This is a genomic window from Saxibacter everestensis, from assembly GCF_025787225.1.
Lineage (GTDB): Bacteria > Actinomycetota > Actinomycetes > Actinomycetales > Brevibacteriaceae > Saxibacter > Saxibacter everestensis.
On record NZ_CP090958.1, the window covers coordinates 496,665 to 521,768 of the forward strand.

A 25,104-nucleotide genomic window follows, 5' to 3' on the forward strand; every position below is an offset into this window, starting at 1 on the left:
CTAGGAGACGACTGGATGGCTCGAGGAAAGGCTTCACGCGGGTGCGTTTAATTCTCACTGCCGTCGCAAGTGACGCGGCGGAACCGATTGATCTGGTCATCGATTGCGACGACACCGCGCTGGTCAGGGACATCGCATCTAGCGTCGGCAACCGCCTGCCCACTCGGTCAGCAACCTACTCGGGCGTCTCCGGACCGACATTGGTACGAAGCGAAAGCGACGATGTAGCCGAACGCCCGGCTCTGTGGGTCGCGGGCGAGAGGCTCGACCCCGACCAGAAGGTTGCCGACAGCCCGCTCCGAAACGGCGTCGTGGTGGGCGTCGGTCAGGACGCGGGCGGCGATTTCAGCGAGCCGGACGCGGCTTTCGAAGTCCGGATTGCCTCCGGCCTGTTGGCCGGAAAGGTATTCCGGCTCAGGGCCGGTAGCTACACGATCGGGACAGGTATCGACTGCGCCATTCGGGTTACTGACCCGCTCCTGGAAAGCACTTCTCACGGCCTACCGGTCGCCACCGTCGATATTGAGAGCAGCGGGAGCGTCTCGATAACGCCGAACCCGCGCTATCTTGAAGCGAAACGACAAGCGCCGCAGCGAATCCACCCCTTACGGGGTCCGATCGTAATACCAGGGGTTCCGGCTAAGAGCCGGCCCCGAAACCGAAAGCAGCGGCGAGCCGCGAAGGAAGATGCTCGTTTCGGGGCTGAATCGCATTTCCTCACAGTGGATCCAGGCGGTCCCGTCAGCCTCCTGCACCTCGACCGCAAGCCAGTCACTGCGCCGGCAGAGTGGCTCCCGGGCGCTGCCCTTATCGTGGGTTCCACCTTTTTTGAGCTCTCGGTGACGCAGCGGGCCGACGCTTCCTTGTCGTTGACCGTCAATGGGGCGACCCTTGATTTCAACCGGCCGCCGCGATTGTTGCCGGCACCGCGCCAGACCGAATTCCATCTACCTTCCGAGCCGCACAAGCCGGATAAATCGCCCTTTCCGCTATTGCTGATTCTTGCGCCGCTCGTGCTGTCTGCCGGGTTGTTCGCGGTGACCCGCTCGCCCTATATGCTCCTTTTCGCATTGCTTTCCCCGCTGATGGCAATTTCCAACTTCACATCTTCCCGACGACAGGCAAAGATGCGATATCGGGAGCAGATGATCGAGTTTCGGGACCGGAAACGCCGGATTGAACAAGATGCATTCGAGACCCTGGTCAGCGAACGCGCCGCTCGTCGACGCGACTATCCGGACCCCGCATTCATCCTGACAACGGCAACCGGACCTCGGGCGAGACTGTGGGAACGCCGGCCAGCCGACCCGGACTGGCTGCACGTCCGCGTCGGCACCGCAGACGTGCCGAGTGAAATCACGATAAAAGACCCACGCCGGGAACAGCATGATCCTCATCTCACCTGGACCGCTCCGGATGTTCCTGTTGTGGTCAAGGTCGCGGAAGCCGGCGTCGTGGGTGTGGCAGGACCGCACGAGCAGCGGCTCTCGGTCGGCCGATGCATGCTTGGCCAACTTGCCGGCCTGCACTCTCCAGGCGAGCTGGAAATCATCGTGCTCGCAGATCAGTCAGCTGAGCGGGACTGGAGCTGGGTGCGGTGGCTGCCACATCTCAAGGCACAGGCTGCTAACGGGGTGATCGCGGCCGTCGGGTCTGACGAGCAGACGACGTCCTCGCGGATCAGCGAATTGCTGGCCACTTTGAGCGCTCGAGTCGAGGCGCAGCAGGAGGCGCACGGGCCGCTGCTCTTCACTCCCATAATCGTGTTCTTTGATGGCGCGAGGCGCACCCGACTGCTTCCGGGAGTGATCTCACTCCTGCAGTCCGGGCCTGCGGTTGGCATCTACTTCGTCTGCCTTGATGAAGACGTCCGCCAGTTGCCGGAAGAGTGCCGGACAGTAGTCAGCGGCCGGGGGCTGGACCTTACGGTTGCCTCATCGGGTGAAGTTACGTTCGAAGCTGTACGGCCGGACGCCGTCACATCGGAGTGGAGCGAACGTCTGGCTCGAGCTTTAGCCCCGATCAGGGACGTCAGCGGCGAAGACCTGGCGGGATCGCTGCCGTCGTCGTCACGGTTGCTCGATGTTCTTTCGCTCAATCAGCCGGACAAGGCGAAGATTTCTGCGGAGTGGGTGGCGGGCGGGCGAACCACTTCGGCTGTCATCGGTGAAGGGCTGGACGGGAAATTCGCGATCGACATTTCCCGGGATGGTCCGCACGGTCTGGTTGCCGGCACGACCGGGTCGGGGAAATCCGAACTACTGCAGACGATCATCGCGTCGCTTGCCGTGGGCAATCGCCCGGACGAAATGACATTTGTCCTGATCGACTACAAGGGTGGAGCCGCATTCAAGGACTGCAATCACCTGCCGCACACTGTGGGGATGGTCTCCGATCTTGACGGCCACCTGACCACTCGCGCGCTCGCCTCCCTTGGCGCTGAACTCAGACGGCGCGAGCATCAACTTGCTTCGGCCGGGGCAAAAGACATTGAAGACTACGTGGCGGCACGGGATGCCGGGCGCAACCCGACCGACGAACCGATGGCACGACTGCTCATCGTCATCGATGAATTCGCCGCAATGGTGGCGGAGCTTCCAGACTTCGTGACCGGACTTGTCGATATCGCCAGGCGCGGCCGTTCCTTGGGCGTGCACCTGATTCTCGCTACTCAGCGGCCGTCGGGTGTGGTCAGCCCGGAGATCAAATCGAATACGAACCTCCGCATCGCCTTGAGGGTAACCGACAAGCAGGATTCAAGCGACGTAATCGAATCAGGTGAAGCTGCTGAGATCCAGAAATCTCTGCCCGGACGAGGGTATGTCCGGCTTGGGCATTCGGCACTGATCCCATTTCAGACTGCGCGCGTTGGAGGCCGTCCCAGGGCCGAGGGCCAAGCTGCTGCGGTGGGGCTAAGAGATGTGGCGTGGAAGACGCTGGGAGTGGCCGACGAGCCGTCATCCGGCCCCGACGAAGACGATATTGCAACGCCTACAGACCTTGCCAGTCTGGTCGAAGCAATTAGGCAGGCGACAGAGCTCAGCCAGATCACGCCGCCCCCGAGCCCCTGGCTACCGCCGCTCGACGATGTTATGACCCTTGAGTCGGTGCTCGAGCTGTGCGATGTTCACCAACTACGCTCCTCTCTCCGGTTGCCAATCGGCATGATGGACATCCCGCGGGAGCAAAAGCGCGAAGCCGCATACTTTGATATTTCTGCCGGCGGCCACATGTGCATCGTTGGCGCCGCCCGCACCGGACGGTCAACGGTGCTCCGCTCACTCGCCGGTGCGATCGGGCGGCTGACAACGGTAGAGGATGTGCACCTCTACGGCGTCGATTGTGGAAACAATGCGCTGCTGCCATTGTCCGCGCTTCCTCACACTGGCGCGATTGTCACGCGCGATCAGCCGGAACGTCTGGGCCGCCTCACCACTCGGCTTCGTCAGGAAATTGCCAGGCGTCAGCAGGTGCTTGCCGAACTTGGGTACGCCGACGTGACCGAGCAGCGGGCAGGATCTGAGCAATCAGGCGATGAAGCGAGCAAACTGCCGTTTCTGGTTGTGCTGTTTGATCGGTGGGAAGGATTTGTCTCGGCGTTCGAATCGTACGACTCCGGGGTATTGATCGATCAGTGGATGCAAATCCTGCAGGAAGGCCCCGCCGTCGGAGTAAAGGTGGTTCTGACCTCGGATCGGACGGCTCTTATCGGCCGGCTCTCCACGCTGGTGGACGACAAACTGGTTCTACGACTCACAGATCCGAGTGACTTCACGTCAATCGGTTTACCGGCCAAACAAGTTCCTGAGCATATGCCTCCTGGCCGGGCGTTCCGGTCGTCGGGTTTACGCGAGATACAGGTAGCACTGCTCGATGACGATATTGCTGGCACCGCGCAGGTCGCGGCATTGCAGTCCATAGCCCGGGATGCCGCCGCCGGCGCTCAAGATGTAGCCGCCGCGCTGCGGCCATTCCGGGTAGATATCCTTCCGGTCCGGCTCACCTGGAATGATGCCCTCGCGTTGCGCGCTGACGATCTGCCGGCACTGAGGGAAACCCAGCTTCCGATAGCGGTAGGCGGTGACACCCTGGCCCTGGAATCCGTCGATGTCGTCGATGACGGTCCGGGCATCCTGATTGCAGGACCACGACGTTCAGGGAGAAGCACGGCTCTTGAGCTTGTGCTCACGGCGGTGCTGGAACGTGGATGGAGGGTTCTCATCGTTACTCCACGAAATTCTCCGCTGCGCCGCTTTGAGGGAGTCGCCGGTGTCGACGCCGTTCTCACCCTCGAAAGTGACAGAGCGGACGGCACGGAAGCGTTTCGCTCCCTGGCAGAGGTTGCGAAGGAACAACCGACTGCCCTCATCGCCGATGATCTCGATGTGATCGGCACCGATGGCTGGCTCGCTGAGGCTATTGAGGGCCATGTCGGCGCTTTGAGGGACTCCGAGAGCGCAGTGATTGCAGCGGGAAGCACCGAGGAAATGAACGGCGTTTATCGCGGGCCGGCAGTGGCGATAAAGAAATCACGAACCGGGCTATTGCTGTCGCCGCAGTCTGCCAATGACGGTGATCTCTTGAGTATCCGGCTACCCAGATCCATCGGTTCGGGTGCTTCGCCGGCCGGCAGGGGGGTTCTGGTGCGCGCCGGCTCCTGGATGCGGGTTCAGGTCCCTCTCGTTGAATAACCATCGGATGCCGCTTGGACGGACAGATGGGGTGTGGTCTCCGCTGAGCGGAAACCACACCCCATCCGGTGGTGATGGCGCTACTGCGCTAACTCGTTCGGTAAATGTCTAGATACGATCGCCTTCACCGGTGGCGGCAGCTACGTTGTTGTGGTTTGTCTTGACATCGGTTGCCGCGCCGTCGAAGGCCTGCTGAAGCGTGTCGAGGTTCTTACGGTATTCCTGCCAGTCATTACGGAACTGGTCGGCGTACTTACCATTCCAGACCGCGCTGTTTACACCATTATCGATTGCAGTCTTGGTGTCGGAGGCCTCCTGAGCCTTCTGGGTAAAGGTCTTATGGAGGTCGCGTAGTGTCTGGAGCTCTGCACCTACTGTAGCCATTTACTCTTATCCTTTTCTTGGGTGGGGATGCCGCCGAGGCTTCCGGCTGACGTGGTCCATTAACACCGTATCGAAGTGGGCGGATGAGATAAACCCCCGCGGCTCATCTGGTTAAGAATCTGTCCTGCCTGGCCGCCGTGTGGAATCGGGCTTCTTCGCGCTTGATCGACGGGCGGGGTTAGTTATTGATGTAGCGGTTGATCCGGTCGGTGAGGATTTCGGGTGTGTCCTTTCGGACGATGGATCGGAAGTCGAAATAGGGAAGCGCCTCCGTGTATGAATCTTCGCCGGTCACCCGCCGGAGGAATGGGTAGCCACCCCAGTAGTTCTCGTCGGGATCGTCGCCGTCGTCGAACGGGTAGTGGGTCCATTCTCCACCGGCGTGTTTGATTAGGGTTTGTCCGTAGTATTTCTGGGCTCCGGTGAGGTAGGGGGAGCCGGCGTCGTTGTCGTAGTCGTCGAGGGTTGGGTAGCGGGTGTGGATGTCGCGGGCCAGGGCGTTCAGGGATTCGAGTGAGAAGTTCCATTGGTCCCGGGGTTCGGGGGCGTGGTGGCGCAGCCAGTTGCCGAGGTCTTGGTCCATGGTGTCCAGCCAGGCCTGGAGTTCGGGCGTGGTCGTGCCGGTGCCGAAGCTGGTGATGGCGGAGCATTTGCGTAGCGGGCCGCTGGGGCCGAAGTTATCGATCAGCCGGGTGAGCGCGGTGGTGAATGTGGTTCTGCTACGTTCGGTGATGGCCTGGTCGATGAGTCCCATCGGGGAGATGGTGCCGCCGGTGAGTTCGCCTTCTGGTCCGTCGAAGCGGAGGTAGGGGAACCCGGCACCGAGGTCGGGGTTGTCGTATTCCCATTGTCCGCCGACCCGGCGGAGGATGGTTTCACCGAGGTAACGGATGATTCCGGTGGCGAACTCCCGGTCGTCAGGGTCGGCGAAGTCGGCGGGGGAGTCGATCCGGTGCAGCAGGTAGTCTTCGACGCCTTGCAGGGATTCGACGGTGAAGTCTTTGCGGAACGGTTTCCCGTCGGCCGCTTCCGGCAGCCCGAAGTCGAGGAAGCCGTAGAGCCGTGGGGACATGTCATCCAGCCACTGGGCCAGCGCATCCTCGCCAACAGGCGAATCCGCTGTCCGTTCGGGATCTTCGGCCGGGATCCGCTCGACCGCGATCAGGTCCTCGCCCTCAAACGGGTTACTTCCCTCACCTTGGCTCGGCTCGTCCTTCTCCTTACGCCACCACGCCATACATATACCTCCGCGTCACTACTCTCGCCGCCCTGTCTGAACGGACATCACGGAACCCGATCCGGATCCCCGCTCCACACCTTATATTTGATGCCGTTTTGCTCCAAGAGCTTCTTTGTCGAGTCGGACGGTTCCTTGCCAAAGATATAAACCACGTCCCAACCCTTTTCCTTGACCAGTTTCGCGTCAACGTCAACCTGATTCTTGTCCACGCTGTTGCCGGACTTGATCTCGTAGCCGGTTTTTGTCTTGTCGTCCCAGAGGTCCATCTTGCGGTTGTGGGTCTTGCCCGTGCTGTCGGTGAATTCGATCGGATCAGGTTTGCCGCCTTTACCAGATTCGCCACTTCGCCAGCCGTCCTTGGCGTCGAACCCATGCCTGTCCCAGAACAGCTGTTCGTACGCATCGCCCTGGGTCTTATTACCCTGGTTCGTAATGTACTGGTCTCGCCACTTGTCCCATGGCTTGGGCTTCAATCCTTTTTGGCGCTGTTCATCGAGGTAGCGCTTTCGCGCGGACATGATTCGTTCGATGGATCCCTCCGGGTACGCCGAGGGATTCGTCCCGACATCCTGTAGGTCCTCTCTGGACGGCTGTTTCATGCCGCGGAATTTCTCCGCAGGAACCTTGACCGTGTACGTTCCAGGCGGATCGACCAGATCAGTCTCGATTCCAGGCCTTGATCCAGGGCCGGGGCGCTTCCGCTTGAGCAGCTTTTCAAGAAGCTCTTCCATCTTTTTCAACCAGCTGGCCGGCAGGTGCTTGACGATTTCCTTGATCACCTTCGCCGCTATGCCGACTCCAACGAAGCTGAGAATCGTCACTGCGAGATCGACGACGCCTTGCTGAACGAGCTGCTGCCCGGTTATCTTGCCTTCGCCCCAATCGACCAGGGTGTCAAGGAGATCTCCGCCGCCGACAATTGTGAACCCAGCGCCGATGATTAGCAGCCCCACTCCGGCGCCGATCCCGGTCCAGAAGGTGGTAGCAAGGATGACGACGCCGACGACGACGACTATCCAGCCGACGACCTTGAGGATCGTGGCCAGAACGCGGAGAAGCCCGGCCTGGCTCTTGATCCAGTCCCGGAATCCCTTCCAGTTGTCGTCTATCCAGTCGCCGGCCGTTTTAGTCCAGTCATCCCACCACGCGCTGACGTCTCCCCATGCATCACTGACCCAGTCGGTGAAATCTTCGCCTGCGCCCTGGAGCCAGGTTATGGCCGAACCGAATTTCTCGCTCAACCAGTCACCGGCGTCGCTGGCTTTGTCTTTGGCCCAGTCCCAGGCCCCGGACAGCGAAAAGCCGGAGTCTTCCTCTTCTTTCTCCTGCTCGACTTCCTCCGCCTTGGGTTCCCATGACACGACCTGTATTCCAGTGGTGTCCGTCGCTGTGGTGTATCCGTCATTGGTCGGACCGGATGATGAGTCATTGGGTATGCCCGGCTTGGGGCTATCCCTGATTTCGATGTTCTTCGGCTTCGTGGGGGACTGGTTTTGAATCTCGACGGCACGAGAGTGGCGGTCCGTGACCTCCGGAATAACCCTTTCGTCTAAATCGGCGTGTATGCCCTGGAGTGAATTGAAGGCCCGTGTGTCGAGGCCCAGGTCCTGGAACTCCCGCCTGAACGGGAGCACTTCGTCCCGCACCGCACGGGCATTTGACCCGAGATCCTTCTTGACGCCTTCGAGGCCCTCAACATTGATCGACGCGTACGTCATGATTTCTTTTCCGCTTTTGGATCGTCGATTTCATCAGGTGTGGCGGCAATCTGCTCGCGGATGGTAGTCACGAGCGACGACAGAGAGCGCTTCAGCTCCCCGGCCATCGGATCGAGCGTGTCCCTGGCCAATGTGCTTGCGCGGCTGCCGGTCCACGCGCCATTGGCGCCGATTTGAGCGGTCGGTTTATCGATCAAGGGGACAGTTTCGAGCTTGGCTTCAACCCGGCGCAGCAGGTCTTTGAGCTTCTCGATCTCTGGGTTGGGGATCTTTTCGGGGGAGTCGGCCATCAGTGAGTTTCTCTGTGAGTCGTGGAACTACCGGTCGCAGCTACTGAAACGGCTAGCTGTAAGGGGTGCACCGTTCTATCGTAATGAAAATAGACGCTTTGACTACAGTAAAGCTATGAACATCCCCACTGACCTCGGCCGGCCGGGCGAGCAAATCGCACTCGGCAGGCCGCCTTTTGGTTTTCAGGTCTCTCCGCAGCCCGGTTGGCAGTTGATGCCTCCAGGCGGTGACGAGTTGAGGAACGCCGCCAAGGACTACATTTTCGGGCAGGCGTTCGGGAACTATTCGACTGCTCAGAAAGCTTCCATTCTTGAGGCGATTCGTGATGTCGGTTCACTGAGTAAGTCGATGGGCGCTGTTGCCAACCTGATTCATTCCACACCCCAGGACTCGCACGACGCGGTGCGGATCTCATCGATAGTTTTCTCCTGGGTGAAGTCGGCCCCAATGCTTGCCGATCTGGATTTGGCGAAGGTGATTATCGGCGATGGCGACATGCTCGAGGAAATTGCACTTCCAGTCGGCCCTGCAATGATCAAAGGCGAAGTGACACGGCTCGGTTCCTCGGCTTCCGGCGACGGCGAGATCTATACCGTTCAGGTCGTCGCTCCGGTGCCTGGCAGCTTGTGGTTTGCCATGTTTACCGGGATTGCGTTCAGCGAAGATCAGGTTGAACACCTTGAAGAGGGTGTGCGGCAGACTGCGGCCACCCTGGTGACCACACACGAAAATCGCTTCGCCGAGTAGGTTCTACAGTTGGCGACGACAATTTACCGGCCTTCATGGCGGCAGCACCGAAAGTTCATTGCCTCTGCTTCGGCGTTCATCGTGATCTATATCGGAATCACCGTCACACAGGTGATTCTGGCGGGTCCGGCGGCCCTACTCGCGCTCGGCGCAATCCTGGCCGTCATGCTGGGATTGTTGGCGTTGTATTTCGGCCGCTCCCGGGTCGAAGTATCAACCGGGCAAATCGTTCATCGGCGGATGTTCTCGTCCGCATCGCTCGATCGCGCCTCGTCGGCGTTGTCCGCTATCGATGTCACCATCTGGCATCCAACGAACAATCGAAACATGCGGATGTTGGTGGCTAAGGATCGCCAGACCGGTGCGGCTGTGCGGTTGTACAACGGCACCTGGACGGACTCGGACCTCGACAACATCAGTAGAGCCACCGGTGCCGCTGTGGCAGTGGAAGAGGACCCTCTGAGCTTTCGGGTCCTGGATGAGCGTTATCCAGGCATGCTGCGCTGGCACGAGCGGCACCAGGTGTGGTTCGGCGTGCTCGTGGCGGTGGCAAGCATCGTCGCGATCGTAGGATTGTGCGCGCTTGTGATCTGGATCTTGACGGCGGTGAAAGTCGATCCGTCGCAGACCAGCCTGATCTAATCCGGCCTCGGCCAGGTAAACCGCTGACGCGCCATAACCGGCATACTGGTGCGGTGACTACTTTACGGATTGCTGGGCTTCAAACGGCCGGGTCGGCGGGAGACGTCGATGCCAACTTTGCCGAGTTGGATCGGGCCGCCGCGAAAGCCGCCGCGGAGGGCGCCCAGCTGTTGATCACTCCCGAGACGTTTCTGACCGGGTACGACATCGGCGAGGAAGTCGCCGCTCTCGCCGAACTGCCGTTGATCGAACGCAGCCGGGACCTGGCCAGAAATCAGGGTATTGGCCTGCTGGTAGGTCTGCCGACTCTTGAGGCCGGCAAGATTGGGAACTCTGCCGTGCTGATCGATGAGACCGGCAGACTGCTCAGCAAGCATGTGAAGACTCACCTGTTTGGCGACCTGGACAGGACGCGGTTCGTTCCGGGTGGCGAATTCGTCACCATCGCCGACTTCCACGGCGTCCGGATAGCCTCACTGATCTGCTACGACGTCGAATTTCCGGAGAACGTCCGCGCGGCTGCACTGGCCGGCGCCGATTTCGTTGCGGTACCGACGGCAAATATGGAGCCTTTCGAGTTCGTCGCCGAAAAGATCATTCCGGTCCGCGCCTGGGAGAACCAGGTGTATCTCGCTTATGTGAATCGCGTCGGTTCGGAGCGGAACACGAAGTATGTCGGGTTGAGCAGCGTTGTCGGCCCTGACGGCGTCCCGCTGGCCATGGCCGGCCAGGGCACGGAGGTGTTCTTCGCCGACATCGACACCGACGTGGTGCGCGCCGCCCGGCAAGCAAATCCATACCTCGAGGACCGTCGGCCACAGCTCTACGGCTAAGGCTTGTCCGACAACATCTGACGGTCCCTGGAAGGGCCAGCCAGCAAGCGCCGACGCTACTGCCGTTGCTGGCTCACTGCATGCCGCACGCCCTACCGGCCGCTCAATCACCACACCCGATCCGGTGTAGGCACAGATGCCCCTGCCCCTGCCCCTGCGCCTTCCCCTGCCGCTGCGCCTTCCCCTGCCGCTGGCGGGCCCCTCGTTGACCAGGCTCAGCGCTTTTCCTCGCCCGCGGCGAAGCCGGCAGTCGGCACCCTAAAAATAACGACGGAGGGGACTTGTGCTCTCGCTACCTAGCGCTACTATGTACTAGTAGTCAGTATTACTGAGTAGCTGAAGGAGGTGGCCAAATTGGGCAAGCAGATGACGGAAATGCTCAAAGGGACACTGGAGGGCATCGTTCTTGCTCTCCTGACCGGGAACCCGGCGTACGGGTACGAAATCACGACGCAGCTCCGGGCGAAGGGCTTCTCCGATATCGCTGAGGGCACTGTGTACGCCCTGCTCGTCAGGATCGAGCAGAAGGGCCTTGTCGATGTCGAGAAGCGTCCTTCCGAGAAGGGGCCGCCACGCAAGGTGTACTCGCTCAACGCCCAGGGCGAGAAGGAACTAGACGAATTCTGGACAACGTGGAGCTTCCTGTCCGAACGACTTGAACAGCTCCGAGAAAGAGAGGCATGACATGGCAGCAGGATGGATCGAGCAGCTCACGGGTTCGCTCGAGCAGAAGAAGCAGTACAAGCGGTACAAGAAGCGCGTGGAGCAGTTGCCGGCTGACTACCGCACGGCGGCGACAGCGCTGGAACGGTACCTGACGTACTTCGGCGCCATCGCGAAGGGCGATGTGCTGCTGGCGATGCTCGAGGATCTCGCCGACCTCTTCGAGCAGAGTGCGGCAGACGGAACATCGATCCGCGAGATCGTCGGCGATGACCCGGTGGAGTTCGCGGAGACATTCATCCGCAACTACGCGGATGGTCAGTGGATCAACAAGGAGCGTGAGCGGCTGATCAAGGCCATCGACGCGGCGAGCGAAGAGGGGAAGCGCTGATGACGACGACAGTCGCTGAACCTGCGATCCGCGTGCAGGGCATCGAGAAATCCTACAAGGAGTTGCATGTACTGCGCGGGGTGGACTTCGAGGTAGCGCCGGGCAGCATCTTCGCCCTTCTGGGCTCGAACGGGGCCGGGAAGACCACGATAGTGCGAATCCTGTCCACACTGCTGAGGCCAGACGCGGGCACGGCCAACGTCCATGGGTCCGACGTCACGAGGGACCCGGGCGGAGTCCGAGATTCGATCAGTCTGACCGGACAGTTCGCTGCGGTCGATGAGATCCTGTCCGGCCGGGAGAACCTGGTGCTGGTTGCGAAGCTGCGGCATCTGAAGAACCCCGGCCGGATCGCCGATGACCTGCTCGCACAGTTCAATCTCACCGAAGCGGGCTCTCGCAGGGCTGCGACATACTCCGGAGGCATGCGCCGTCGCCTTGACATCGCGATGAGCCTGATCGGGCAGCCGAAGGTGATCTTCCTCGATGAGCCGACCACGGGGCTCGACCCCGAAGCGCGCATCGAAGTGTGGCAGGTCGTTCAGAAGCTGGCCACGTCAGGTACCACTGTTTTGCTCACCACGCAGTACCTGGATGAGGCTGAGCAGCTCGCGGACCGGATAGCGATTCTCCATCAGGGGCGGATTATCGCGAACGGAACTCTCGCCGAGCTGAAGCAACTCCTGCCTCCTGCGGAGGTCGAATACGTTGAAAAGCAGCCGACCCTTGAAGAGATCTTCCTCGCCCTTGTCGGAGACAAGTCATGACCACCACCCACTTCTTCGGAGACACGGCCGTGTTGCTTGGCCGTTCAATGCGTCACGTCACCCGCAGTGTTGACACGATCATCACGACAGCGATCACACCAATCGCTCTGATGCTGCTGTTCGTCTACGTGTTCGGCGGCGCAATCCAGACGGGCACAGACAACTACGTCAATTACCTGATGCCAGGAATCATGCTGATTGCGATTGCATCTGGCATCGCGTACACCGCATTTCGGTTGTTCACCGATCTGCAGAGCGGCATCTTCGAACGGTTCCACTCGATGCCGATCGCCCGATCCTCGGTGCTGTGGGCACATGTGGTGACCTCGTTGGTCGCCAACCTGCTCACGCTCGTGATCATCGTGCTGGTCGGTCTGCTGATGGGGTTCCGCACGGCGGCAAGTCCGATGGCCTGGCTCGGTGTCGTCGGCATTCTGGCGCTGTTCACGCTGGCGCTCACCTGGCTAGCCGTGATTGCGGGCCTCACAGCGAAGACGGTGGATGGCGCCAGCGGGTTCTCTTACCCGCTGATCTTCCTCCCGTTCATCAGCTCGGCTTTCGTCCCCACGGAAACAATGCCAGGTCCGGTGCGCTGGTTTGCGGAGAACCAGCCGGTCACTTCGATCGTCAACACAATCCAGAACCTCTTCGCTGGACAATCGGCCGGCAACGAGATCTGGATCGCGCTCGCCTGGTGCGTCGGCATCCTCGTAATCGCCTACATCTTGGCCATGGCCACCTATCGACGCAAGATCGCCTGATGGCGGTCTGGTCCTCGTGGCATCGCTGGCCTTATAGAACTGGCACGCGTCTGCGCACCGCCCCGACGGCTTCTATGTCCAGTTCTGCTACCAGGAGCCCGTCTGTGGCGCCGAGCTTGTGTACCGCCAGCCCGGTCGGATCGACGATGGCGCTACGGCCGACGCCGAGCGGGTGTGCTCCCCGTGGAGCCACGTAGGACTGATCGCAGGCAACGAGCCAGGAAGTGGAGTCGACGGCGCGGGCCCGGATGAGCAGATCCCATTGGTCTTCCTTGTTCGGGCCCGCGCCCCATGATGCGGGTACGGCTATCAGCTGGGCACCGCGACGGGCCAGGTCTTTGAACTGCTCCGGGAAGCGAAGGTCGAAACAGGTCGCGAGCCCGATCGTCACGCCATTGACCTCGATCAGTTCCAGAGACTCACCCGGAGCGACGGTCTCGGACTCCTTGGCGCCGAAGGCGTCGTACAGATGGATTTTCCGATACGCGGCCTCAACACCCCCGCCGGTGGCAATCAGCGTGTTGTAGACCCGTCCGTCTGCCGACGGCTCGAATGTTCCGACGATCGCGGTGATGCCGGCTTCTGCCGCGGTTTTCCGGATGGCCGTTGCCCATGGCCCGTCCAGGGGTTCCGCGATCGCCGCGAGGTCAGTGCCGAAACAGGCGAAGGTGGCTTCCGGAAGGACGACCAGGTCGGCGAGCCCGGCGGCAGCCCTGATCGCTTGTTGGGCGACTCGCAGGTTTTCCTGCGGATCCGGCCCTGCGCTCAGCTGGGCCACGGCGACACGAAGTTTCATAGACATAATGCAGCTCCTCTTCTCCGACCAACGGGGCCTACTCGGCCTTTTCGGCCTGCCGGGCCCGGTAGGCCGCGACGTGCATGCGATTCGCGCAGTTGCCGGTATCGCAATAGCGCCTGGACCGATTCTTCGAGAGATCGATCAGAACGGCGCTGCAGCGGTCGGCGTCGCAGATCCGCAGTCGCCCCAGCTCCTTGCCGCGAATTAAGTCGACGAACGCCATCGCTGCCTCGGTGCCGATTCGTTGTGCGAGCGGGGCATCCGGGCGGGTGGCATGCAGATGCCAATCCCATTCGTCGTGCTTCACGAGTTGTGGGAGTGCGTGTCCATCGAGTAGTAACTGATTGACTATCGCCACCGCTTCGGACTCAGATACCTCCCACAGCGTTCGCAGTCGCTCGCGCAGGTTCCACACTGATTCGAGTTCGGCGCGAGTGCGTTCCCGCTTTCCAGTGAATTGGCGTTCGTCCAGGAAGCTTGAAAGCGCCGCGACCGTGCCTAGCGACTCTTCGCCATCGACCGCGGTGTTGACCAGGTCCGCCGCATCCAGAAGGGCGGCCTCGGTGTCGTATGCAAATACCATCCTGAGGCCTGAGTGTACGTCGATGTGCACCCTCCGACAAGCCGGGCTCCGATCGGCAGTGTCAGGAGTAAAATATATCTTGACTCCTGACTCTCCCGGTGGATAGTGTCAGTACCGTACTTGCTTTTACTCGTGACGCCAACGACAGCTTTCGGAGCTCCCTTCATGTCCACCGCGACCAGCCTTCGCACCGGCCTGACCCTCGCCGTGATTTCGGCGCTCACCTTTGGCGTCTCAGGGCCGTTCGCCAAGGCCTTGTTCGACATCGGCTGGTCATCCGGCGGAGCCGCGCTGGTTCGGATGGCCGGGGCGGCAGTTGTCTTGCTGGCTGCCTCGGCGGTGATGATGCGTGGTCGGTGGAAAGCGGTCGTCCGACGGTACCGGCTGCTGCTGGCATACGGCGTGGTAGCTGTCGCCGGCGTCCAGGTGTGCTTCTTCAATGCGGTGCAGTACCTGTCGGTCGGCGTTGCCCTGTTGCTGGAGTACCTCGCACCGGTCATCATCGTTGGCTGGCTGTGGCTTCGTACCCGGATCCGGCCATCGGCCACCACGCTGGTCGGCACCGTGGTGGCAATGGCCGGGCTGGTGCTGGTGCTCGATATCGGAAACTCGGGCACGGTTCACCCGATAGGCCTGCTCTGGGGCCTTGGCGCGGCCGTCGGCCTGTGCTGCTATTTCATCCTGTCGAACAAGCAGAGCGAGGACCTGCCACCCGTCGTGATGGCGGGCGTTGGCATGACGATCGGCGCGATGACCGTCATTCTGCTGGGCGTCACAGGTCTGCTGCCGATCGTATTCGTCAACGCCTCGACGACACTTGCCGGCATCAGCTTGCCTTGGGTGGTGCCGGCGCTCGGCCTGGTGCTGATATCGACCGTGATCGCCTACCTCACCGGCATCGCCGCGATCGCGCATCTCGGCCCGAAGCTGTCGTCATTTGTCGGACTGACCGAGGTGCTCTTCGCTGTGCTGGCCTCCTGGCTGATGCTCGGCGAACTGCCGGTGCCGATCCAGTTGCTCGGTGGCGCGCTGATCGTCGCCGGAGTTGTTCTGGTCCGGCTGGAACCCGGCAGGCGCCTGACCGCAAAACGCGAGCTGGAGGACAAAGCGCGCGTGAACACCGTCGCGCCGTGAACACCGTCGCGCCCTGACCTGGGCTTCGCGGCCCGGCGCTGGTCCGGGTCGCCCGAGGCACCTCAGATGTCGCCGGCGTCCAGAATCCGGTAGGCGTAACCCTGCTCGGCCAGGAAACGCTGACGATGCGCGGCGAAATCCTGATCGAGCGTGTCGCGGGAGACGACGCTGTAGAAGCGAGCGCCGCCGCCATCGGCTTTAGGGCGCAGGATCCGGCCGAGCCGCTGCGCCTCTTCCTGACGTGAGCCAAATGACCCGGAGACCTGGATCGCCACCGAAGCCTCAGGCAGGTCTATAGAGAAATTAGCAACCTTCGACACAACGAGCGTCGATATCTCGCCGGACCGGAAGCCGTCGAACAGGCGCTGACGTTCCTTGACAGTTGTCTGGCCGGTGAGCACCGGGGCATCGAGACGGTTGCCGAGCTCGTCCAGCTGATCGAGGTACTGACCAATCACCAGAATCTGGTCACCCTTGTGCTGTTCGACGATCTTCGACACAATAGGCAGCTTCGCCGGCGAGGTCGCACACAGCCGGTAGCGCATATCGCCATCGGCCGTCGCGTATGTCATCCGCTCGCCCTGCGGCAGCTCCACCCGGACTTCGACGCAGTCGGCCGGCGCGATGTAGCCCTGCGCCTCGATGTCTTTCCACGGTGCGTCATACCGCTTCGGCCCGATCAGCGAAAAGACCTCGCCCTCACGGCCGTCCTCGCGCACCAGCGTTGCGGTGAGCCCCAACCGGCGCCTGGCCTGCAGGTCGGCCGTCATCCGGAAGATCGGCGCCGGCAGCAGGTGCACCTCGTCGTAGATGACGAGTCCCCAGTCGCGGGCGTCGAACAGCTCGAGGTGGGTGTACGCACCCTTGCGGCGCGTGGTGAGTACCTGATAGGTGGCGATGGTGACCGGCCGGATGTCCTTGACAGCGCCGGAGTATTCGCCGATCTCGTCATCGGTAAGCGATGTGCGCTTGAGCAGTTCGGCGCGCCACTGCCGGGCGGAGACTGTGTTCGTGACCAGGATGAGGGTGGTGGTTTTCGATGCCGCCATCGTGCCCGCGCCGACCAGGGTCTTGCCCGCGCCGCACGGCAGCACGACCACCCCGGAACCGCCATGGAAGAAGCCTTCAACTGCTTCCTGCTGGTAAGGCCGCAGCGACCAGGATTCGGTGTTCAGCGAGATCTCGTGTGCCTCGCCATCGACATAGCCTGCCTGATCTTCCGCAGGCCAGCCGAGCTTCAGCAGCTGCTGCTTCAGGTTGCCGCGTTCCGAGGGGTGCACCTGCACGGTGTCGTCATCGATTCGGGTGCCGAGCAGGCCCGCGGTCTTCTTCGAGCGAAGGACCTCTTCGAGCACGGCGCGATCCTTGCTCTCCAGCACCAGGCCGTGGGTCGGGTGGGTCGCGATCGTGAGCCGACCGTAGCGACCCATCGTGTCAGCGACGTCGACCAGCAGCGCGTGCGGCACCGGGTAACGCGAGTACTTCAACAGGACGTCGACGACTTGTTCGGCGTCGTGCCCGGCGGCGCGCGCGTTCCACAGGCCTAGCGGTGTCAGCCGGTAACTGTGAATGTGTTCCGGGGCGCGCTCAAGTTCAGCGAACGGCGCGATGGCTGCCCGGGCTTCGGTGGCAAGTTCATGGTCGACTTCGAGCAGCAGTGTTTTGTCGCTCTGTACTATCAGCGGTCCGTTCGGCACCAGCGAAGTTTCTCCTTATTCCGCCAGCCGCACATCGGTGATCCGATGCGCGACGATGGTTATTTCCTGTCCCGTGTCCACATTGCGTGCGCGCAGCCGGCCGGCGTTGACCCCCAAGGGGTCCAACAGCAAGTTGCGGCGGTTGCCGTGGGAATCAGCGACGCCAACGCGGACCCGCACCGATTCCGAGACTGCCTCACGTAGTAACGCCAAAGCGGCCGTTGGTTCTTCCGCGATCGACGAAACCGAGCCGAAATCGCGGCTGATCGGGGCCGTTGCCTCTGCCAGGGCGCGGTTGTCAGCTCTGGTTCGCAGCGGTGAACCACTTTGCGGTGCGGAACCGTTCCTGCGCAGCGCTCCATCGGCGTCTCCTGGATCACCGCTGAGTCGTCGCCTTTCCTCGGCGAACAGCTGCTGAGCGATCTCGGACGCAACCTCGGCCGGGAGCTCCAGGCTCGATGATCGGACCGGGGCAGGTGGAACAACATCCGGGCGTTCCTTCTCCTGCTTGTGGATCAGCATCTGGCCGTCGGCCTCGGCAACCACACTCATGCCCAGCTGATGCAGTCCCTCGCCCAGGTGGCTGGCCTCTATCGACGAGCACACGACTGTCGGCGCAATCCTCAGCAGGTCGATGCCTACCAGGTGCGGCGAGCCGGCGTGCGCCATCAACTCATCGAGCAGCTCCGGGTGGTCGCTGCGCAGATAGCTTCGGGCACTTCCGATCCGCAACCGGCCGAATGTCCGGCCGGCGTCCCGGATCAGGTACTCGAGCGGCTGGGGTACCGGCGTCGATGAATGTTCGCGCAGGTAGTCGAGGATGCCGTCGGTCTCCCAGCCCTGGCCGAGCGCATTTCGCACGGAGCCGGCGCCGAACCGGAAAACAGTGCCTTGCCCGCGGCCCTCCACGGTGGCGAAACTGCTGAAGGTCTCGCGGACCTCGGCGGCGAGCGGGCCGGGGGCCACTGCGGTCAGGTCGGCCTGTAGCAGGACCTCGTGCACCACCTCGGGGAGTAGCTCGGCCAGCCGGTTATGCCCCTGATCGCCGGTGGAAGTGTTGACGCGTGGCGGCACTCCCGCGCGGGAATGCCCGCTGGAACCAAGATGTTGCGTCACGATGTCGCGGCCGAAGCTGGTGAAGCCCAGATCAGCCGAACCAGGCACCACGCTGCCAGCCAGGATCCCGAGCCAGGTGGCATCTTCGATGCAGGCTGAAACGAGTTCCATGAATCCCGGCGCCGACCTCGGATAGTGCCAGTGCAGCGCCTCGCGGACGTCGTCGGGGCTGAGCACGCTGCCCGGTGGGGTGGGCAGCCACTGCCGGAGAACGACGGTCCGCGCGGCCACGATCAGTGATCGGTCCAGCTGATGGCCAAGGGCTGTCCGGGCCACCCCTTTTTGATCCTTCGTTCCGACGAGGCCGGCCCAGCGAGAGGATGGCAACCAGGCTTCGGTGACAACCCTCCACTGCGCTGCCGTCGGCAGCGCCCGCCAAGACCCAGCCCGAAGCGTCGGCAGCCACAGCGGTTCGTCGTCCTCGGTGGCGCCGATCAGGCCGGCCACGTAGGCCAACTCGAGCAACCGGGCGGTGGCAGGCTCGTCCCGATCCAGATCCAGTGCAAGACGTCGCAGATCGCGCATCCCAAGTCCGCCGGATCGCAGCTGACCGAGCTGACGCTCGTCGAGCAGCGTGAGCAGCTCATCGATCTGGCGCAAAAGCTCGAAGATGGTTCCCGCGGCCAGCTGGTCCAGTGCGTCCTGATCCATCGGCTGGCTCGCCGGCTCGGGCGCCGTTGCCGCCAGGGCTTGATAAACCCGGCCGTTCCGGGCGCCGATGCCGGCTTCGCGGCTCAGCACTATCCGGTCCGGTGGGAGTGCGAGGGCGATCCCGCGGCTGAGCAGGGATTCCACCGCGCCCAGGGGACGGTCGGCGCCAAGATCGGCGGAGGTTGGCATTGTGACCCGCCGTTCGACCCTGCCCTCCGGGAACCCCGAACTCAGTGATTGCACGATCTTCGCCGCGCCATCGGGCAGCGTCTTCAGCACCTGTTGCAGCGACGTTTTCAGGACGGTAGCGGCGTCTGCCACGTCATCCACACCCAGCGCAGAGCAGACCAGGGTGCTCTCAGCCGGCTGCAGCAGGTCCGCCAGGCGGGGGCCGAGCCCAGCCGGATACGGCGCGAGTACTTCCGCGACGACGGGCTGCACGCGCAGGTCCGTACCTGGGTCCCAGAGCAGTCCGCGCTCGACCAACTGGCCGACGACGAGCTTCACGTCGCGAGCAGATGCCTTGCCGAACTGATGGCGGATCGTGGAGGCCGAAACAGGGGAGTGCTCGGCGGCCAGTAGCATCGCCGCGGTCAGCACCTGCAGCTGCGGCGTATTGAGTTGGTCGACGATTCGTCCGACGCTGGCCCGGGTCGAGGCGCGGGCCGCAAGCGAAGAGATATCGCCCGGCCGGGGAACGCTCAAATCGGCTCGGTGCTGCAGCAAAGCTCGGATTGCGGTCTCGTCGCGGGAGCGGAGCCAGTCCGCGAAAGTGTGCAGGCTAGTGGATTTGGGCATTACCGCTAGTCTACGGCCATTGGGTGCTGCCTTTCGGCCAAACGATGTCCGGCTGGCTATACTGATCGCGGTGGCTCTGATCAGCAAAGCGCCGCGATGTACGCTTCGTCAACGAGTTCATCCAGGGGGACACCTTGAGCAGGCAGACGGCCTCGCCGTTAGACGACTCGGTGCTGCCCCCGCTCACCGGCCCGGGAGACCGCTCCGGCGAACGGCCGGGCGCAATCGATGCCATGCTGACCCGACTCCTCGTTGGTTTGACGATAGTGTCGCTGGTCGCATTGGCGCTGGATGTCGTGCCAAGCCTGATCGGCGCCGATTCGCTGTCTGACTGGGTTACCTGGCTGCCGATGATCGGCTTCCCGGCGGCCTTCATCGTTCTTCTGGTCCTGCTGGCTCGGGCCATCATGCGGCGCCGTTCACTGTAGTTCCGGCCCGGCCCCACCACATTCCTTCGCGCGCAGCTCAAGCGCACCCCTACGAAAACAATTGAGGTAATCGTGCCTACTGGCAAGGTCAAATGGTTTGACAGCGAAAAAGGTTTCGGCTTCCTGACCAGCGATGACGGCGAGCAGGTCTTCCTGCATGCATCCGTTCTGCCCGACGGTGTGGAAGACGTGAAGCCAGGTACCCGGGTGGAGTTCGGCGTCGTCGATGGCCGCAAGGGCGTACAGGCGCTGTCGGCGCGGATCATCGACGCCCCGGCGTCTGCAGCCCCGAAGTCAGCGCGGAAGTCGGCCGATGACATGGCCAGCATCGTCGAAGATGTGATCAAGCTGCTCGACGGTGTTGGTGCGGGGTTGCGCCGCGGTCGCTACCCCGACAAGGAGCATGGCGGCAAGGTCGCGTCCCTGCTGCGGGCAATTGCCGACGACCTGGAGGGCTAGATGGCCGGCCTGTTCTCGCGCTGGCGCGAGAAGCGTCGTGCCCGGCGGGACGCCGAAGAAGCCCGCGAGGCCGAGCGGGGAGAGCACGTGCGGCCGGAGCACGCGGACCGCGAGTCCGTCGGTGACCCCGGAGCGGTCGGCCGCGAATCCACCGGCGACGCCGGGGCGGTCGGCGGCACGGAATGCGAAGATCGCCCGTCATGGGAGACAATGGCAGATGTGAGTTCGCAACAGAGCAGTGTGATAGAGCCTGCACAGTCCGAATCGACCGAGAAGGCTGCCGCTGAACGCGCCCGTCCGGTCACCCTAGACGCGACTCTTGCCGCGGCTGTCGATATCGCTCGGGACGCCATCCTTGAGGTCGCCGGCGAGGGTGAGGTAGGTGACTACATCGGCGTGATCGCCGAGGGTCACCGGCTGGCGACGCATTCGTTCGCCTGCACAGCGCCCGGCTACCGGGGCTGGCACTGGATCGCCGTTCTGTCCCGTGCACCGCGATCGAAGAAGGTCACGGTCTGCGAGACAGCGCTGCTGCCGGGCGATGACGCGCTGCTGCCGCCGGCTTGGCTGCCCTGGGACGAGCGGCTGCAGCCAGGTGATGTCGGGCCGCGCGACGTTTTGCCCAAGCTGGATGACGATCCGAACCTCGAGCCCGGGTACGAAGAGACCGACGACGATGAGACTGACCGTCTGGCCCTTTACGAACTGGGTCTCGGCCGGGAACGCGTGCTGTCCCCGGTGGGACGGCGAAACGCCGCCGAACGCTGGAATACCGGCGAAGGCGGCCCGGACACCCAGTATTCCAAAGAGGCCGACGGTAAATGTGGCAGCTGCGGCTATTTGATCGCCCTTGCGGGTTCCATGCGCCAGGGTTTCGGAGTGTGCGCCAACGAGTGGTCGCCGCGGGACGGCAATGTTGTCTCGCTCGAATTCGGGTGCGGTGCGCATTCCGAAACCGATACGCCGAATGAAGCTCACACCCCTCCGGTGCCGGTCATCGATGAATTGACAATGGAGCCGATGGCGTTCAGCGCCAGATGAGCCAGCCAGGCGCGGATCGTCTCGGTATCCCCGCACTACGACAGGCAGTCATCACCACCTGGACGGCGTCGCCACGCAGGTTCAGGGAAGATGCCAACGCCGAACAGGAGCTGCTGCGGGGCGGCTACCGCGACCGGGCCATCCTGGAACTCGCGCAGAACGCTGCCGACGCAGCCGAAGCCGACGCGAGCGAATCCGCCGACGCAGCCGAAGCTGTCGGCGCGAGCGAATCCGTCAGCGCAGCCGAAGCTGCTGGCGCGAGCGAATCCTCGGGGCGAATTCGGTTCGAGATCCAGGTTGAACACGGCCAGTCCGTTCTGTATGCGGCCAACACCGGAAAGCCGCTGACCTCCGATGGTGTGGCGGCGCTGGGCTCGCTGCGGGCATCGGCGAAACGTGACTCGCGATCGACAGGTCGATTCGGTGTCGGCTTCGTCGCCGTACTTGGCCTCAGTTCCGAACCAACGGTTCATTCGACCAGCGGCGCCGTGGGATTCTCAGTCCGCCGCAGCGCGCAGTTACTCGCCGAACTTGCCGGGCCTGCCGCGGAGGAAATCCGGGCCGAGCTTGCCGGCCGGGCGGGACAGCTGCCCGTGCTGCGCTTGCCGTTCGAGCCATCTCCGGACTCTGACGCCGAGGCGACGATAGGGCGACTGCTTGCGGCTGGATTCACCACGGTCGTCCGGTTGCCCCTCGATCAGCCAGGCGCGCTGTCGGCCTCGCGGGAACAACTTGACAACCTGGGCGACGCCACCCTCCTCGCGCTGCCCGCGCTCGGCGAAATCTCGGTCAGTCGCCACCGACCGGACGCAGACGGCGAAGCAGCCGTTGCCCAGCAGCCAGCTGAGAAGGTGATCCGCGACGTCGCCGCCCGGTGGATGGTCGAGCGCCGAACCGGGCACTTTTCCGCCGCCGACGTCGCGAACCTTCCGGCCGAAGATCAGGGCCGCAGGGACTGGTGGCTGGCGTGGGCGCTTCCGCGGGATGGTCGCACCGGGCAGGACAGCGTGATTTACGCACCGACCCCGAGCGATGATGGGCTGAGCCTGCCTGGGTTACTGATCGGCAGCTTCCCGGTCGAATCCGGCCGCAGGCATTTGACCGATTCGAAGGCCCTGCAGCTGATGCTCCGGGCCGCTGCTCAGGCATATGCGACCCTGGTTGCCCGGCGCGCGCGGGAACTGACTCTCGAGGGCTCGCCGACGACCGCTTTGGCCGGCCTTGCCGGCTTTGTTCCAACTGGCATGCCGCTCTCGGCTGCTGACGCAGTTGTGCACCAGGCAGTTATCAACGAGCTGGGCGACGTCGCCTGGTTGCCGCTTGGGGAACGGATCGGCGACGAACCTGCCGCTCTTGTCCGGCCGGACCAGGTCGCCGCACTCACCGGAGCCGGCAGTGAGCTCGCACAGTCGCTCCGGCGCTGGTCCCCGGATCTGCTGCCGGTAGACGACCAGGCGGTGCGTTCGGCGCTTCGGCGGGTCGGCGTCACGGAAGTAACGCTCGACATCGTGCTGGAAAACATCCACACCTCCGATCCCGGACAAGCGCGGGATCTATTCGCGGCACTAACTCCGGCGGCCCGCGATGCCCTGGCCCGCGAGGCAATGGCTTCTCTCGCCGTGCCAATGGCAGACGGCACGACCCGGCGCGGTGTCCGCGGCCTGTCACTGCCGACCGGACTGCTTGACGCCGGGTTGCTGACAACCCTCGGCATTGTCACAATCCACCCCGACGCCGCACATCCGCTGTTGCTGGACCTCGGCGCGGAGCCGGCCAATGCCGCGTCGGTGCTCAACTCGCTCGATGGCACACTCGGCATGCAGATACTGGATGGCGACGAACTCAGCGGAGCGGAACGGGACGGAATCCTCACGGTGGTACGTGCCTGGGCGGGCGGTGACCCGACCGGAGGAGAAGCTGGCTCACCGTTTGAGGCCGACCCCGTTCACGTTGAGCCATTGTTTCTGAGCCACCCCTGGCTGGCCGAGCTTGAGCTGCCGGACGCCGCCGGTGAACCGACGCCGGCGGCGGATCTCTACCTGCCGGGGTCACCGGCAGAGGACCTCACCGATCGCGATGACTTCTACCGGCTCGACCCGGGAGCCGTGTCCCGCTGGGGTTCGGACGTGTTGGCCAGTGTCGGCGTGCAAACCGGACTGCGGCTGGTGACCGGGCGGGAATTGGTTCCCGGTGGAGGCGGCATTGCCGAGGCCGATGCGCCCACCGAGGCATGGCTGGATGACCTGGTGGATGAGTATTCCGATCAGCAGGGGGAGCCGTACGTCCCCGAGGCGGCCATCATCCTCGGACTGGACGTCGTCAGCGACGGAGCCTGGCCCGTTGCGCTGCAGATGATCGATGGCGACCCGCAGCTGCGGGCCGCGCTGACCCGGGAGGTGCAGGTCGTCATCGGTGATCGTCGGGTCGGCGTGCCGTCGCCCGCGCGAGCATGGATCAGGCGCCACGCACTTCACGATGGAAAGCCATTGGGCGAACTCGCCTCCGCCGAACTAGCGGCCTCGATCGACGGACTCGACCCCGCACCGGAGTGGTGCTCCAGGCTCACTCCAGACGTGCGGGCGGCGATTCTGCTGACCGACGTCGAGGCGGTGGACGGTGATCGATGGCTCGAGGTGCTTGACGGGCTGAAGAGCGCCGGCATCGCGCGCTGCATTTCGCTCTGGGACTCGCTGGCACAGTCGGATGTCGAGCTGGATGCGCCGAGCGAACTGGTTGGCCTGGTGGGAACCGAGCCGACGCTGCTGCAACGCAACGAACTGTTTGTGGCCTCGGCGCCGCACTGGTTACAACGAGGGGACCTGGGCGGGGCGCTGCGGGCCAGCTGGGATGCCGGCCACGAGCGAGCCGAAGGCCTGGCGCATGCCCTTGATCTGCCGCTGGGCGAGGAGCTCGCCGATGGCGAGATCAGTACGATCGGCGACGAACAGGCGCTGCCGCCAGCACTTGTACAGCTGCTGACGGCGTTGGGCGTCACCGCACTGCCGCGCTGGTTTCTGCATGAGCGCCTTGAGGTCGACGGTCATGAAGTGGATTGGTGGGTCGAACCCGGATCCGACCGGCCGGCGACGCTGCACTCGAGCACCATGCATGGCCTGAGCCGCTCCCTCGCACTCGTCACCGGGCGCTGGCAGCTGCGCGATGTTCTGGCCGCTGTCGCAGCAGGAGAGCTCAGCCCGGACGAGGCGCTGCTCGAGCTGGGCTGAGCCGTCGGCCTGCGTCAGCTTCGCAAGACCCCTCCGGTCAGTCGTT

21 protein-coding genes are annotated in these 25,104 nt (G+C 63.2%); 13 read left to right on the plus strand and 8 right to left on the minus strand.

Annotation, left to right across the window (positions count from 1 at the left end; genetic code table 11):
- Positions 1 to 41: 41 nt before the first annotated feature.
- On the plus strand, positions 42 to 4,691 hold the full coding sequence (locus LWF01_RS02380) for an FtsK/SpoIIIE domain-containing protein (RefSeq protein ID WP_349639440.1): 4,650 nt from the start codon (positions 42 to 44) through the stop codon (positions 4,689 to 4,691).
- Positions 4,692 to 4,799: 108 nt separating this feature from the next.
- On the opposite strand, the gene LWF01_RS02385 is transcribed toward LWF01_RS02380, so the two are convergent.
- The 4 genes from LWF01_RS02385 to LWF01_RS02400 form a co-directional block, all read right to left on the minus strand.
- Positions 4,800 to 5,075: a WXG100 family type VII secretion target gene (locus LWF01_RS02385; RefSeq protein ID WP_349639441.1), complete on the minus strand. Its 276-nt coding sequence runs from the start codon at positions 5,073 to 5,075 to the stop codon at positions 4,800 to 4,802.
- A gap of 178 nt (positions 5,076 to 5,253) precedes the next feature.
- Positions 5,254 to 6,312, minus strand: coding sequence for a hypothetical protein (locus LWF01_RS02390; protein WP_349639442.1), 1,059 nt, complete (start codon positions 6,310 to 6,312; stop codon positions 5,254 to 5,256).
- Positions 6,313 to 6,359: 47 nt separating this feature from the next.
- Positions 6,360 to 8,033 (minus strand): hypothetical protein, encoded by a 1,674-nt coding sequence (locus LWF01_RS02395; protein ID WP_349639443.1) that lies wholly within the window; start codon positions 8,031 to 8,033, stop codon positions 6,360 to 6,362.
- Entirely contained in the window at positions 8,030 to 8,323 is a 294-nt protein-coding gene (locus LWF01_RS02400; protein ID WP_349639444.1) for a hypothetical protein, read from the minus strand. The genes LWF01_RS02395 and LWF01_RS02400 overlap by 4 nt, the downstream gene beginning before the upstream one ends.
- A 115-nt stretch (positions 8,324 to 8,438) precedes the next feature.
- Between LWF01_RS02400 and LWF01_RS02405 the strand changes: the two genes are divergently transcribed.
- From LWF01_RS02405 to LWF01_RS02435, 7 genes are all read left to right on the plus strand, one after another.
- Entirely contained in the window at positions 8,439 to 9,071 is a 633-nt protein-coding gene (locus tag LWF01_RS02405) for a hypothetical protein (protein WP_349639445.1), read from the plus strand.
- A 9-nt stretch (positions 9,072 to 9,080) separates the two neighbouring features.
- Positions 9,081 to 9,713: a hypothetical protein gene (locus LWF01_RS02410; protein WP_349639446.1), complete on the plus strand. Its 633-nt coding sequence runs from the start codon at positions 9,081 to 9,083 to the stop codon at positions 9,711 to 9,713.
- Positions 9,714 to 9,766: 53 nt separating this feature from the next.
- On the plus strand, positions 9,767 to 10,546 hold the full coding sequence (locus tag LWF01_RS02415; RefSeq protein WP_349639447.1) for a carbon-nitrogen hydrolase family protein: 780 nt from the start codon (positions 9,767 to 9,769) through the stop codon (positions 10,544 to 10,546).
- A gap of 354 nt (positions 10,547 to 10,900) precedes the next feature.
- Positions 10,901 to 11,230, plus strand: a complete 330-nt coding sequence (locus LWF01_RS02420; protein WP_349639448.1) for a PadR family transcriptional regulator — start codon at positions 10,901 to 10,903, stop codon at positions 11,228 to 11,230.
- A 1-nt stretch (position 11,231) separates the two neighbouring features.
- Positions 11,232 to 11,600, plus strand: a complete 369-nt coding sequence (locus LWF01_RS02425) for a DUF1048 domain-containing protein (RefSeq protein ID WP_349639449.1) — start codon at positions 11,232 to 11,234, stop codon at positions 11,598 to 11,600.
- Entirely contained in the window at positions 11,600 to 12,367 is a 768-nt protein-coding gene (locus LWF01_RS02430) for an ABC transporter ATP-binding protein (RefSeq protein WP_349639450.1), read from the plus strand. Before LWF01_RS02425 ends, LWF01_RS02430 begins: the two co-directional genes overlap by 1 nt.
- The gene (locus tag LWF01_RS02435; RefSeq protein WP_349639451.1) at positions 12,364 to 13,128 is read left to right on the plus strand and encodes an ABC transporter permease; all 765 of its coding nucleotides are present in this window, start codon (positions 12,364 to 12,366) and stop codon (positions 13,126 to 13,128) included. The genes LWF01_RS02430 and LWF01_RS02435 overlap by 4 nt, the downstream gene beginning before the upstream one ends.
- A gap of 31 nt (positions 13,129 to 13,159) precedes the next feature.
- Here LWF01_RS02435 and LWF01_RS02440 read toward each other — a convergent pair whose 3' ends face one another.
- Both LWF01_RS02440 and LWF01_RS02445 read right to left on the minus strand, forming a co-directional pair.
- Positions 13,160 to 13,930, minus strand: coding sequence for a carbon-nitrogen hydrolase family protein (locus tag LWF01_RS02440; protein WP_349639452.1), 771 nt, complete (start codon positions 13,928 to 13,930; stop codon positions 13,160 to 13,162).
- Between the two features lie 31 nt (positions 13,931 to 13,961).
- A complete protein-coding gene (locus LWF01_RS02445) occupies positions 13,962 to 14,510 on the minus strand; it encodes a CGNR zinc finger domain-containing protein (RefSeq protein WP_349639453.1) in 549 nt (182 codons plus the stop codon).
- Between the two features lie 165 nt (positions 14,511 to 14,675).
- Between LWF01_RS02445 and LWF01_RS02450 the strand changes: the two genes are divergently transcribed.
- Positions 14,676 to 15,644, plus strand: a complete 969-nt coding sequence (locus LWF01_RS02450; RefSeq protein ID WP_349639454.1) for an EamA family transporter — start codon at positions 14,676 to 14,678, stop codon at positions 15,642 to 15,644.
- Between the two features lie 62 nt (positions 15,645 to 15,706).
- On the opposite strand, the gene LWF01_RS02455 is transcribed toward LWF01_RS02450, so the two are convergent.
- Together LWF01_RS02455 and LWF01_RS02460 are read right to left on the minus strand one after the other, a co-directional pair.
- Positions 15,707 to 17,341, minus strand: a complete 1,635-nt coding sequence (locus LWF01_RS02455; RefSeq protein WP_349639455.1) for a DNA repair helicase XPB — start codon at positions 17,339 to 17,341, stop codon at positions 15,707 to 15,709.
- Between the two features lie 15 nt (positions 17,342 to 17,356).
- The gene (locus LWF01_RS02460) at positions 17,357 to 19,906 is read right to left on the minus strand and encodes a helicase-associated domain-containing protein (protein WP_349639456.1); all 2,550 of its coding nucleotides are present in this window, start codon (positions 19,904 to 19,906) and stop codon (positions 17,357 to 17,359) included.
- A 134-nt stretch (positions 19,907 to 20,040) separates the two neighbouring features.
- Between LWF01_RS02460 and LWF01_RS02465 the strand changes: the two genes are divergently transcribed.
- The 4 genes from LWF01_RS02465 (at position 20,041) to LWF01_RS02480 (ending at position 25,058) form a co-directional block, all read left to right on the plus strand.
- Positions 20,041 to 20,334, plus strand: a complete 294-nt coding sequence (locus tag LWF01_RS02465; protein WP_349639457.1) for a hypothetical protein — start codon at positions 20,041 to 20,043, stop codon at positions 20,332 to 20,334.
- Positions 20,335 to 20,406: 72 nt separating this feature from the next.
- Positions 20,407 to 20,793 (plus strand): cold-shock protein, encoded by a 387-nt coding sequence (locus LWF01_RS02470; protein WP_349639458.1) that lies wholly within the window; start codon positions 20,407 to 20,409, stop codon positions 20,791 to 20,793.
- Positions 20,794 to 21,834, plus strand: a complete 1,041-nt coding sequence (locus LWF01_RS02475; protein WP_349639459.1) for a DUF3027 domain-containing protein — start codon at positions 20,794 to 20,796, stop codon at positions 21,832 to 21,834.
- On the plus strand, positions 21,831 to 25,058 hold the full coding sequence (locus LWF01_RS02480) for a sacsin N-terminal ATP-binding-like domain-containing protein (protein ID WP_349639460.1): 3,228 nt from the start codon (positions 21,831 to 21,833) through the stop codon (positions 25,056 to 25,058). The genes LWF01_RS02475 and LWF01_RS02480 overlap by 4 nt, the downstream gene beginning before the upstream one ends.
- Positions 25,059 to 25,104 lie beyond the last annotated feature (46 nt).